A 12,152-nucleotide genomic window follows, 5' to 3' on the forward strand; every position below is an offset into this window, starting at 1 on the left:
ATGTTAGAATTTATCGAATACCCAAAATGTTCAACTTGTAAGAAAGCAAAAAATGAATTGGATAAACTTGGACTGGAATACCAAGATGTCCACATCGTAGAAGAAACACCAAGTGAAGACGTGATTTTGAACTGGTTGGAAACTTCTAGTTTGGAAGTGAAACAATTTTTCAATACCAGCGGGATCAAATACCGTGAACTGGGCTTGAAAGATAAGGTGGGAAGCATGTCAAGACAAGAAGCAGCTAAACTTCTAGCCAGTGATGGCATGTTATTGAAACGTCCAATTTTGGTGGAGAATGGTGCTGTTAAACAAATCGGCTATAGAAAACCCTATGAGGATTTAGGTTTGAGATAGTTTTTATTTATCTCCTTGATAGGTAAAATATATAGCCTCCCTGTTTTAAAGTGTGATAAACTAGAAGATAGACAAAATCTAATCAGCCCGTAGCAAATAATTTGCTTGCGAGCAGAAGTATGATAGAATGAATCATTATCAGGAGAGGATGTTTTTATGACTGTTACAACATTTTTAGCATCAGATTGGTACCAAAGTTTGATGCAACTCATTCCGGATGGTAAGCTCTTTAGTTTGCGTTCGGTCTTTGATGGAATTCCAAGGATTGTCCAACAACTGCCTACAACCTTGATGTTAACGCTTGGAGGTGCGATTTTTGGCTTGGTGCTGGCCTTGGTTTTCGCCATTGTTAAAATCAATCGTGTTAAGATTCTATATCCCTTGCAGGCCTTTTTTGTTAGCTTCTTAAAAGGTACCCCAATCCTAGTTCAACTTATGTTGACCTACTACGGAATTCCTTTGGCACTGAAAGCAATCAACCAACAATGGGGAACTGGTTTCAATATCAATGCGATTCCAGCAGCGCTTTTTGCGATTGTGGCCTTTGCTTTTAATGAGGCGGCTTATGCAAGTGAAACGATTCGTGCAGCCATCCTTTCTGTTAATCCAGGTGAAATTGAGGCGGCGCGTAGTTTGGGTATGACTCGTGCACAAGTTTATCGTCGCGTAATTATTCCAAATGCAGCAGTGGTAGCGACACCGACTTTGATTAATTCCCTTATCGGCTTGACCAAAGGAACTTCTCTAGCCTTTAGCGCAGGTGTTGTGGAGGTCTTTGCCCAAGCTCAAATTTTGGGTGGAGCCGATTATCGCTATTTTGAACGTTTCATCTCCGTTGCCCTTGTTTATTGGGTAGTCAATATCGGAATTGAAAGCCTCGGTCGTTTCATTGAAAAGAAAATGGCTATTTCAGCCCCAGACACAGTGTCTACAGATGTGAAAGGAGACCTTCGTTAATGATTAAGATTTCGAATTTAAGTAAATCCTTTTCAGGACAGACAGTCTTGAATCATCTGGACTTGGATATTCAAAAGGGAGAAGTAGTGGCTTTGATTGGTTCATCTGGAGCTGGGAAATCAACCTTTCTTCGTAGTTTGAACTACCTTGAAACTCCAGATAGTGGAACGATTCAGATTGACAATTTTAAAGTTGATTTTTCTCAGATTAGCCAAGAAGAAATTCTAACCCTTCGTCGCAAGTTATCCATGGTTTTCCAACAGTTTAATTTGTTTGAACGCCGAACAGCTCTTGACAATGTTAAGGAAGGTTTGGTTGTTGTTAAAAAATTATCGGACGAGGAAGCAACAAAAATCGCTAAGGAAGAGTTGGCCAAGGTTGGTCTTTCTGACCGTGAAAACCATTATCCTCGTCACTTATCAGGTGGACAAAAGCAACGGGTTGCCCTCGCGCGTGCGCTTGCTATGAAACCAGATGTCTTGCTCTTGGACGAGCCCACTTCAGCCCTTGACCCAGAATTGGTCGGTGAGGTAGAGAAGTCTATTGCAGATGCCGCTAAGTCTGGTCAGACCATGATATTGGTTAGTCACGATATGTCTTTTGTAGCCCAAGTGGCAGATAAGATTTTGTTCCTAGATAAAGGGAAAATCATCGAGTCAGGCACACCGGATGAAATCATCAATCATCCGAAAGAAGAACGGACAAAAGAATTCTTCGCTAGTTACAAACGGACTTATATTTGATATAATAGTAAAAGGAAAACTCAGTTAGTTGGACTAGCTGAGTTTACTCTTTAAAAAAGATAGAAACGAGAGAGATCATGCTACTGCATTTATTTTCTTTGTATTTCGAGAGTTTGATCTTAACGACCATCCTTGTCGTGATTTTTCTGGGGATTTGGATTGGATTGAGAGCTATGTCTGGTGTGGACAAGACAGCCAAAGCTCGCCAAGCCCATCTCTATGATATGATTATGATTGGAGTTTTGGTCATTCCGGTGTTATCCTTTGCCGTCATGAGTTTGCTCTTGGTTTTCAAGGCATAATCCTTGCGTGACTAGCAAGAATGAGTTAGAATAAAGATAGTTACAACAAGAAAGAAGGAATCGAAATGTACGATACGATTATTATCGGTGCTGGACCTGCGGGAATGACCGCTGCCTTATATGCTGCTCGAAGCAATCTCAAAGTAGCTTTGATTGAAGGTGGTCTGCCAGGCGGGCAAATGAATAACACATCTGACATTGAAAACTATCCAGGTTATGCCAACATCAGTGGACCTGAATTGGCTGAAAAGATGTTTGAACCACTTGAAAAACTTGGAGTGGAGCATCTTTATGGCTACGTTGAAAATATTGAAGACCAGGGTGACTATAAGAAGGTAATCTCTGATGATCAAGTTTACGAAACCCGTACTGTCATCGTGGCAACTGGGTCAAAACACCGTCTCTTGGGTGTTCCCGGAGAAGAAGAACTGAACAGTCGTGGTGTTTCTTACTGTGCAGTCTGTGATGGAGCTTTCTTCCGTGACCAAGACTTGCTTGTAGTTGGTGGTGGAGATTCAGCAGTAGAAGAAGCTCTCTTCTTGACTCGCTTTGCCAAGACTGTTACCATTGTTCACCGTCGGGATGAACTTCGTGCTCAAAAGGTTTTGCAAGACCGTGCTTTTGCAAATGAGAAAGTCAACTTTATCTGGGATTCTGTCGTCAAGGAAATCAAAGGTGAAAACCGAGTAGAATCTGTCGTATTTGAAAATGTGAAAACGGGTCAAGTGACAGAGCAAGCCTTCGGTGGTGTCTTTATTTATGTTGGTTTGGATCCTGTTAGTGATTTTGTTAAAGAATTGAATATCCAAGACCAGGCAGGCTGGATTGTGACAGACAATCACATGAAAACTAGCGTTGACGGTATCTTTGCGGTTGGGGATGTTCGCCAAAAAGATCTTCGCCAAGTAACAACAGCAGTTGGAGATGGGGCTATCGCTGGTCAAGAAGCTTACAAATTTATCACAGAACATAGTTAAGCAAAAAAGTTTCCAATCAACTGATCGGAAACTTTTTATAGTCTGTTTCGGAAAACTTCGTACATGAGAATAGCTGCAGCAACGCTGGCATTGAGGCTTTGAACATGCCCATTCATAGGTATGGTAATCATTTCATCGACCTGTTTTTTGATGTTGCTAGAGATGCCTTTTCCTTCATTTCCGATGATGAGGGCGATTTTCCCTTTTGTATTCCACTTGTGGCAAGGGGTTCCATTCATATCTGTTCCAAAGGTCCAGAAACCTTCATCCTTGAGTTTGTCTAGAGTCTGACTCAGATTGGTCACTCGGGCAATCGGTACGTGCTCAATGGCACCTGTGGCCGTTTTAGCAACGACAGGAGTAACACCGACAGCACGGTGCTTGGGAATGATGACTCCTGAAACATTGGTTGCATCGGCTGTTCGCAAGATAGAACCCAGGTTATGGGGATCAGTTAACCCGTCCAGAATCAATAGCAAAGGATTTTCTTCTTGGCGTGTTTTGGCAAGGATTTGGGCCAGCTCGCTATAGGCAAATTCGGACACTCGTAGAACAAAACCTTGGTGAACAGCGCCTTCGGTCATCTCAGACAGGGATTTTTTTGAAGTCCAAGAGATGGACACCTTCTTTTCAGTAGCCAGTTCCTTGACTTTCTCAACATTTTTGCCTCTGAGATCATCTTGGAGGTAGAGTTTGTTTCCAGTGTTTGCAAGGAGGGCTTCTGTGACGGCGTGGACGCCATAGACAATATCATTTGTTTTCATGCCTCTATTATAACACAAAACCCCGTCTTGCAACGGGATTTTCTTTATTCAAGGATGAGGAGTCCTTCTTTAACGGCAAAGGGATCTTTTTCATTGATACGATCGTAAAACATGATTCCGTTTAGATGATCAATTTCATGCTGAACAACGATAGAGTTGTAGCCTTTGAGTTTGATACGGTGTTTTTCGCCGTCCTTGTCAAAGTAATCAACAGTGACACGGGCATGGCGGACAACATAGCCTGGCACGTTACGGTCAACAGATAGGCAACCTTCTCCTTCGCCAAGAGCAGCGTCCTGAACAGAGTGGGATACGATTTTTGGATTGTACATAACAGCTTGCAAATCGTAGGCTTCTTGTGGAGTTTTACCTTCTTCCACAATATTTGGCACTAAAACAGCGATAATGCGTTTTGAGATATCCAACTGAGGAGCAGCCAATCCAACCCCACCTCGAAGCCCCATTTTCTCAGCCATAACGGGATCCTGAGAATGTTTGAGGAATTGCATCATTTTTTCACCAAGGATGATTTCCTGGTCAGACAGTGGGAAAGTGACCTCCTCAGCAACCGCGCGTAGAGTTGGGTTCCCCTCGCGGATAATATCGTTCATATCAATTAAATGAGCAGTTTTTGTAATACGTTCTATAGCAGACATTTTCTCTCCTTTCATTACCTCTACATGATAACACAAAATAGGCGAGAAAGAAAGTCACAGAAGTTTCTAAAAAATAATATAATAAACGGTATTCCCCTTTTGTCTGTGGTATAATAAAAGAAAGGACTTGCAGTAAAAGCAAGGGGGGATAAAGATGGAAAAGCGACAAGATAGACGGTCTCAGGACTCTCTTTATGGGGTGTGGAGAACTAGTGTTGATTTCTTTCGGAATTATAAATCCTGGACCAATGCCCAGTTTATTATTGTGTTATTGCTTACAGTTGCCTTATCCATGGGGGGAAACTTATTAGTTCGAGCAGTACAAGGCAGCAAGGGAACGAGTTCTAACAGTCAGACTACGACGTCTAGTCAGTCCAAAGAAAATCAGTCTGGTGAAACGACAGCCCGTATCATGGCAAATGGTGACCTTCTTTATCATATCCCTATCTACCGAACAGCTCTTAAAGAAGATGGGACCTATGATTTCCATGAAAATTTTGAGTATGTAAAACCTTGGCTCAAACAAGCGGATTTGGTGATTGGTGATTTTGAAGGAACAGTGAACAAAGATCACTACTTGGCAGGTTATCCTCTCTTTAATGCACCAGGGGAAGTTATGGATGCGATAAAGGATGCAGGTTATCAAGTTCTAGACTTGGCTCATAATCACATCTTGGATTCTCAAATTGAGGGAGTAGTTTCAACAGCTCAAGCTATTGAAAAGGCTGGAATGACACCCATCGGAGTCTACACACACGAATCCCGTGACCAAGCTCCACTAGTTATCAAGGAGGTCAATGGTATCAAGGTAGCTCTCTTAGCCTATTCCTATGGCTTTAACGGTATTGAACAATCCATTTCCCAAGAGGACTATAATCGCTATCTTTCTGACTTAAACGAAGATAAGATGAAGGCGGAAATTGAGCGTGCAGAGAAGGAAGCGGATATTACTGTCATCATGCCTCAGATGGGAATTGAGTACCAGCTAGAACCAACGGAAGAACAAAAGACACTGTACCACAAGATGATTGACTGGGGAGCTGATATTATCTTTGGAGGGCATCCTCACGTCGTTGAACCTGCTGAAACGGTTGAAAAAGATGGTGACAAAAAACTGATTATCTATTCCATGGGAAATTTCCTCTCAAACCAGCGCATTGAAACCATGCAAGACGAGGAAAATGCCAAGTGGACGGAGCGCGGTGTCCTCATGGATGTGACCATTAAGAAAAAAGATGGCAAGACAAGGATTGAAACTGCCAAAGCACATCCGACTTGGGTCAATCGAACACCCAAAGGGACTTACTCTCCAGAGGGTTATCCGCTCTTCCTCTATCAAACCTATATCCTAGAGGACTTCATTGAGGGGGGCAGTCACCGTGACAAGTTGGATGAGGCGACCAAGGAACGAATTGATACAGCCTATAAAGAAATGAATGAACATGTAGGGTTGAAGTGGGACTAGCTTGAATCCAGAGGAAGTAAAATGACGATTAAGATTATTGCGACGGATATGGATGGAACTTTGCTGGATCCGAGGGGGCAGCTGGATCTTCCACGCTTGGAAAAGATTTTAGATCAGCTGGATCAGCGGGGCATCCGTTTTGTCATTGCGACGGGGAATGAAGTTCATCGTATGAGAGAACTATTGGGACACTTGGCTGAACGAGTGATCCTAGTAGTTGCCAATGGGGCGCGTATTTTTGAAAACAATAAACTGATTCAAGCTCAGACCTGGGATGATGCTATGGTTGACAAGGCTTTAGTTCATTTTAAAGGGAGGGAGTGTCGAGATCAGTTCGTCGTCACTAGTATGAATGGGAGTTTTGTCAAGAAAGGCACTGTTTTTACAGACCTTGATAAATTTATGACTCCAGAGATGATTGAAAGACTCTATCAACGAATGAATTTTGTGGAAGAGTTACAAGCTGACCTCTTTGGTGGAGTGCTTAAAATGAGCATGGTCGTTGGTGAAGAACGATCGAGTTCTGTTTTGCAGGAAATCAATGATCTCTTTGATGGGCATGTAAGAGCTGTTTCCAGTGGTTATGGTTGTATCGATATCCTACAAGCTGGTGTTCACAAGGCTTGGGGATTGGAAGAATTACTCAAGCGCTGGGATTTGACATCGGAACAGATCATGGCTTTTGGTGACAGTGAAAATGATGTCGAGATGTTGGAGATGGCTGGTATTGCCTATGCGATGGAAAATGCAGATGATGAGGCCAAGGCAGTTGCAACTGACCTAGCTCCAGCGAACAGTCAGGGGGGCGTTTATCAGGTCCTAGAAAATTGGTTAGAGAAAGAGGGATAAGGTGGCAGTACAGTTATTAGAGAATTGGCTCTTAAAGGAGCAGGAAAAAATTCAAACCAAGTATCGTGAATTGAATCAAGTTTCTGTTCTAGAGCCAGATATCATCTTTATTGGTGATTCGATAGTGGAGTATTACCCTCTTCAAGAGTTGTTTGGGACTACCAAGACGATTGTCAATCGTGGCATCCGAGGTTACCAGACGGGACTTTTGCTAGAGAACCTTGATGCCCATCTTTATGGTGGTGCTGTGGATCAAATTGTTCTCTTAATTGGGACAAATGATATCGGAAAAGATGTTTCTATGAATGAAGCTTTGGAAAATCTTGAAGGTGTGATCCAATCGATTGCTCGAGAATATCCGCTGTCACAAATAAAGCTTGTTTCTATTCTGCCAGTCAATAAAGGAAAAGAATACAAGCAGACAGTTTATATTCGTACCAATGAAAAGATTAGGGAGTGGAATCAAGCCTATGAGGCTCTGGCATCTGCCTATATGCAGGTAGATTTTGTGCCTGTTTATGATAGTTTGACAGATTCAGAAGGACAGCTTCAATCAGCCTATACAACGGATGGTCTCCATCTAAGTGTAGCCGGTTATCAAGCCTTATCGGAAGCCTTAAAAGGGTATCTTTTCTAAAGAGGTGGCTTGATTTTGCATTTTTTATGAAGATAGGTTATAATGGTTCTATCGTCTTTTGGGGTCGTTACGGATTCGACAGGCATTATGAGGCATATTTTGCAACCCGTGTGGCGACGTAAACGCTCAGTTAAATATAACTGCAAAAAATAACACTTCTTACGCTCTAGCTGCCTAAAAACCAGCAGGCGTGACCTGATTTGGATTGCTCGTGTTCAATGACAGGTCTTATGATTAGCGAGATACGATTAAGCCTTGTCTAGTGGTTTGATAAGAGATTAATAGACTCGCAGTTCCTAGGCTTGAGTTATGTGTCGAGGAGCTGTTAAAACAATACATAACCTATGGTTGTAGACAAATATGTTGGCAGGTGTTTGGACGTGGGTTCGACTCCCACCGGCTCCATTATTCCTTTGCATTCTTTCGCATTCCTTGGCAAAACGTTGTTAAATCAACGTTTTTTATTTTTGTCTTTGGTATTCCTTGGTATTCTTTTGCGAAAAAAGGATACAACAAAGGATACAACATTGTTGTATCTAAAAAATAATTTTGCTTTTCTACGGAAGACATGGGATTCGAACCCACGCACGCTGTTACACGCCTACCGCGTTTCCAACACGGCCTCTTAAGCCTCTTGAGTAATCTTCCAATACTTACTCAAATAGTCTACCATAAAGCCACTTATCTTGCAATAAAAATTTTGGAATTAAGAAAAACGATAGAATTTGAAAGAAAATGACAAAAAATGCTTGACTTTGGTAGAAAATGTGCTAGAATGAATAGTGTAAACGATAACAGGAGGTGATTTGGTGTTAAAAACTGAGCGGAAGCAACTGATTTTAGAGGAGTTAAATCAACATCATGTAGTTTCCCTAGAAAAATTGGTTAGTCTATTAGAAACATCAGAATCAACGGTACGAAGAGATTTGGATGAGTTGGAGGCAGAAAACAAGCTTCGCCGTGTGCATGGTGGAGCAGAATTACCCCACTCTTTGCAGGAAGAAGAAACCATTCAAGAAAAATCTGTCAAAAACCTTCAAGAGAAGAAACTACTGGCTCAGAAAGCAGCCTCTCTTATCAAGGAACAAGATGTTATCTTTATTGATGCAGGAACGACAACTGCTTTTTTAATCAAGGAATTGGTTAATAAGAATATCACAGTTGTGACCAACTCCATTCACCATGCGGTTCAGTTGGTTGAAAAGCAGATTCCAACTGTCATGGTTGGGGGAAGTGTCAAGATGGCAACAGATGCATGTATCGGTGGTGTTGCTCTTAACCAAATCAATCAATTGCACTTTGATCGTGCCTTTATCGGGATGAATGGTGTAGATGATGGTTATTATACGACTCCTGATATGGAGGAGGGAGCTGTTAAGCGTGCTATTTTAGAGAATGCCAAACAAACCTATGTCTTGGTAGATTCGTCAAAGATTGGTCAAACTTGCTTTGCCAAGGTAGCACCACTTAAACGCGCTATTGTCATCACAAGTCAAGGGCATGAGCTCTTGCAGGCCATTAAGAAGAAAACGGAGGTAATAGAAGCATGATTTATACAGTCACACTCAATCCATCCATTGACTATATCGTCCGCTTGGACCAAGTTCAAGTTGGTAGTGTCAATCGTATGGACAGTGATGATAAATTTGCTGGTGGGAAAGGAATCAATGTCAGCCGTGTTTTGAAGCGATTGGATATTCCAAATACAGCGACTGGATTCATCGGAGGCTTTACTGGTAAATTTATCACAGATACTCTGGCAAAAGAAGAGATTGAGACATGCTTTGTCCAAGTGGAAGAAGATACGCGCATCAATGTCAAGATTAAAGCAGACCAAGAAACGGAGATCAACGGAACAGGTCCAAATGTCGAACCAGCTCGGTTGGAAGAGTTAAAATCGATTTTAGCAAGTTTGACAGCCGAAGATACAGTTGTGTTTGCTGGTTCAAGTGCCAAGAATCTGGGCAATGTCATCTACAAGGATCTGATTGCCTTGACGCGCCAGACTGGGGCACAAGTGGTTTGTGATTTTGAAGGACAGACCCTGATTGATAGTTTGGATTACCAGCCACTTTTGGTCAAACCAAATAATCATGAACTTGGAGCTATCTTTGGAGTGAAACTGGAAAGCTTAGACGAAATCGAGAAATACGCTCGTGAGTTGCTAGCTAAAGGTGCTCAAAACGTCATTATCTCCATGGCTGGCGACGGTGCCCTTCTTGTAACCTCTGAGGGAGCCTACTTCGCAAAACCAATCAAGGGAACAGTCAAAAATTCAGTTGGAGCTGGCGACTCTATGGTCGCTGGATTTACAGGTGAATTTGTCAAATCCAAAGATGCAGTAGAAGCCTTCAAGTGGGGAGTGGCTTGCGGAACGGCAACTACCTTCTCGGATGACTTGGCAACAGCGGAATTTATTAAAGAAACATATGAAAAAGTTGAGGTAGAAAAACGATGAAAATTCAAGACCTATTGAGAAAAGATGTCATGTTGCTGGATTTGCAGGCGACTGAAAAAACAGCAGCTATCGAAGAGATGATTCATAGCTTGGTAGATCACGGTTATGTGACGGATTTTGAAACCTTTAAAGAAGGAATTTTGGCGCGTGAAGCTCTTACTTCCACTGGTTTGGGTGACGGAATTGCTATGCCTCACAGCAAAAACTCTGCTGTCAAAGAAGCGACCGTTCTCTTTGCTAAGTCAAACAAGGGTGTCGACTATGAGAGCTTGGATGGTCAACCAACAGATCTCTTCTTCATGATTGCAGCTCCAGAAGGTGCTAACGATACTCACTTGGCAGCCTTGGCAGAATTGTCTCAATATTTGATGAAAGATGGCTTTGCTGACAAACTTCGTCAAGTAACATCAGCTGATCAAGTTATTGAACTTTTTGACCAAGCTTCAGAAAAAACTGAGGAACCTGTTCAAGCACCTGCTAATGACTCTGGCGACTTTATCGTAGCTGTTACAGCTTGTACGACAGGTATTGCCCACACTTACATGGCCCAAGAAGCCCTTCAAAAGGTGGCTGCTGAAATGGGTGTTGGTATCAAGGTTGAAACCAATGGTGCAAGCGGAGTCGGCAACCAACTAACTGCAGAAGATATCCGTAAGGCTAAAGCTGTTATCATCGCAGCTGACAAGGCTGTTGAGATGGATCGTTTCGATGGCAAACCATTGGTAAATCGTCCAGTTGCAGACGGTATCCGTAAGACAGAAGAGTTAATCAACTTGGCTCTTTCTGGAGATGCTGAAGTTTACCATGCTGCTAATGGGGCCAAAGCTGCAACAGCATCTAATGAAAAACAAAGTATCGGTGGTGCCTTCTACAAACACTTGATGAGTGGTGTATCTCAAATGTTGCCATTCGTTATCGGTGGTGGTATCATGATTGCCCTCGCCTTCTTAATCGACGGAGCTTTTGGTGTGCCACAGGATAGTCTTGGCAATCTCGGATCCTACCATGAACTAGCTTCTATGTTCATGAAAATCGGTGGGGCTGCCTTTGGCTTGATGCTTCCAGTCTTTGCAGGATATGTTGCCTACTCTATCGCTGAAAAACCAGGTTTGGTAGCAGGTTTTGTGGCTGGTGCTATTGCAAAAGAAGGTTTTGCTTTTGGTAAAATTCCTTATGCCGCAGGTGGTGAAGCAACTTCAACTCTTGCAGGTGTCTCATCTGGTTTCCTAGGTGCCCTTGTTGGTGGATTTATCGCAGGTGCCTTGGTTCTTGCTATCAAGAAATACGTAAAAGTTCCTCGTTCACTTGAAGGTGCTAAATCAATTCTTCTCTTGCCACTTCTTGGAACAATCTTAACGGGATTTGTTATGTTGGCTGTTAACATCCCGATGGCAGCAATCAACACTGCTATGAATGACTTCCTAGGCGGTCTTGGAGGAGGTTCAGCTGTCCTTCTTGGTATCGTTCTTGGAGGCATGATGGCTGTCGACATGGGTGGACCAGTCAACAAAGCTGCTTATGTCTTTGGTACAGGTACGCTTGCAGCAACTGTTTCTTCTGGCGGTTCTGTAGCTATGGCAGCAGTTATGGCTGGAGGAATGGTTCCACCACTTGCAATCTTTGTCGCAACCCTTCTTTTCAAAGATAAATTTACTAAAGAAGAACGTAACTCTGGTTTGACAAACATCATCATGGGCTTGTCATTTATCACCGAGGGAGCAATTCCATTTGGTGCTGCTGACCCAGCTCGTGCGATCCCAAGTTTCATCCTTGGTTCGGCAGTAGCAGGCGGACTCGTTGGTCTTGCTGGTATCAAACTCATGGCGCCACACGGAGGAATCTTCGTCATCGCCCTTACTTCAAATGCCCTACTTTACCTAGTCTTTGTCTTGATTGGAGCAATTGTAAGTGGAGTGGTTTATGGTTACCTGCGCAAGCCACAAGCATAAAAAGGATCAGAATAGAAGGATTGTACCCTTTGGTGCAA

The 12,152-nt window shown here is 42.7% G+C and carries 13 protein-coding genes, 1 tRNA gene and 1 other RNA gene; 12 read left to right on the forward strand and 3 right to left on the reverse strand.

From position 1 onward, the window contains the following. From ACVBD2_RS03585 to trxB, 5 genes are all read left to right on the forward strand, one after another. A complete protein-coding gene (locus ACVBD2_RS03585; RefSeq protein ID WP_461686136.1) occupies positions 1-357 on the forward strand; it encodes an arsenate reductase family protein in 357 nt (118 codons plus the stop codon). Positions 358-513: 156 nt separating this feature from the next. Then, positions 514-1,314 (forward strand): amino acid ABC transporter permease, encoded by an 801-nt coding sequence (locus tag ACVBD2_RS03590; protein ID WP_268708574.1) that lies wholly within the window; start codon positions 514-516, stop codon positions 1,312-1,314. Then, entirely contained in the window at positions 1,314-2,057 is a 744-nt protein-coding gene (locus tag ACVBD2_RS03595; RefSeq protein WP_247944743.1) for an amino acid ABC transporter ATP-binding protein, read from the forward strand. The genes ACVBD2_RS03590 and ACVBD2_RS03595 overlap by 1 nt, the downstream gene beginning before the upstream one ends. Positions 2,058-2,134: 77 nt before the next feature. Next, complete coding sequence (locus tag ACVBD2_RS03600) at positions 2,135-2,359, forward strand: DUF4059 family protein (RefSeq protein WP_000924293.1); 225 nt, start codon at positions 2,135-2,137, stop codon at positions 2,357-2,359. 65 nt (positions 2,360-2,424) lie between these two features. Next, positions 2,425-3,336, forward strand: coding sequence for a thioredoxin-disulfide reductase (gene trxB, locus ACVBD2_RS03605; RefSeq protein ID WP_461686137.1), 912 nt, complete (start codon positions 2,425-2,427; stop codon positions 3,334-3,336). Between the two features lie 35 nt (positions 3,337-3,371). On the opposite strand, the gene rlmB is transcribed toward trxB, so the two are convergent. Both rlmB and def read right to left on the reverse strand, forming a co-directional pair. Further along, positions 3,372-4,100, reverse strand: coding sequence for a 23S rRNA (guanosine(2251)-2'-O)-methyltransferase RlmB (gene rlmB, locus ACVBD2_RS03610; RefSeq protein ID WP_461686138.1), 729 nt, complete (start codon positions 4,098-4,100; stop codon positions 3,372-3,374). 44 nt (positions 4,101-4,144) lie between these two features. Next, positions 4,145-4,756 carry a peptide deformylase gene (gene def, locus ACVBD2_RS03615; RefSeq protein ID WP_131200457.1) on the reverse strand — a complete coding sequence of 204 codons (612 nt, stop codon included), beginning with the start codon at positions 4,754-4,756 and terminating at the stop codon, positions 4,145-4,147. 154 nt (positions 4,757-4,910) lie between these two features. Here def and ACVBD2_RS03620 point away from each other — a divergent pair, with 154 nt between their 5' ends. The 4 genes from ACVBD2_RS03620 to ssrA all read left to right on the forward strand — a co-directional run bounded on the left by ACVBD2_RS03620 (position 4,911) and on the right by ssrA (position 8,115). Further along, positions 4,911-6,221, forward strand: a complete 1,311-nt coding sequence (locus ACVBD2_RS03620; protein WP_131200458.1) for a CapA family protein — start codon at positions 4,911-4,913, stop codon at positions 6,219-6,221. A 21-nt stretch (positions 6,222-6,242) separates the two neighbouring features. Continuing rightward, positions 6,243-7,070: a Cof-type HAD-IIB family hydrolase gene (locus ACVBD2_RS03625; protein ID WP_131200459.1), complete on the forward strand. Its 828-nt coding sequence runs from the start codon at positions 6,243-6,245 to the stop codon at positions 7,068-7,070. Between the two features lies 1 nt (position 7,071). Then, a complete protein-coding gene (locus ACVBD2_RS03630) occupies positions 7,072-7,707 on the forward strand; it encodes an SGNH/GDSL hydrolase family protein (RefSeq protein ID WP_461686139.1) in 636 nt (211 codons plus the stop codon). Between the two features lie 60 nt (positions 7,708-7,767). Continuing rightward, positions 7,768-8,115, forward strand: a transfer-messenger RNA (tmRNA) gene (ssrA, locus tag ACVBD2_RS03635). Between the two features lie 152 nt (positions 8,116-8,267). On the opposite strand, the gene ACVBD2_RS03640 is transcribed toward ssrA, so the two are convergent. Beyond that, positions 8,268-8,355 (reverse strand) — tRNA-Ser (locus ACVBD2_RS03640). A 161-nt stretch (positions 8,356-8,516) separates the two neighbouring features. Between ACVBD2_RS03640 and ACVBD2_RS03645 the strand changes: the two genes are divergently transcribed. From ACVBD2_RS03645 to ACVBD2_RS03655, 3 genes are read left to right on the forward strand one after another with little or no spacing between them, the layout of a single operon-like run. Beyond that, positions 8,517-9,257, forward strand: coding sequence for a DeoR/GlpR family DNA-binding transcription regulator (locus tag ACVBD2_RS03645; RefSeq protein ID WP_461686140.1), 741 nt, complete (start codon positions 8,517-8,519; stop codon positions 9,255-9,257). Next, on the forward strand, positions 9,254-10,165 hold the full coding sequence (gene pfkB / locus ACVBD2_RS03650) for a 1-phosphofructokinase (RefSeq protein WP_461686141.1): 912 nt from the start codon (positions 9,254-9,256) through the stop codon (positions 10,163-10,165). Before ACVBD2_RS03645 ends, pfkB begins: the two co-directional genes overlap by 4 nt. Further along, positions 10,162-12,114, forward strand: a complete 1,953-nt coding sequence (locus tag ACVBD2_RS03655) for a PTS fructose transporter subunit IIABC (RefSeq protein WP_461686142.1) — start codon at positions 10,162-10,164, stop codon at positions 12,112-12,114. Before pfkB ends, ACVBD2_RS03655 begins: the two co-directional genes overlap by 4 nt. Positions 12,115-12,152 lie beyond the last annotated feature (38 nt).

It is taken from the genome of Streptococcus sp. KHUD_018 (genome assembly GCF_054861215.1).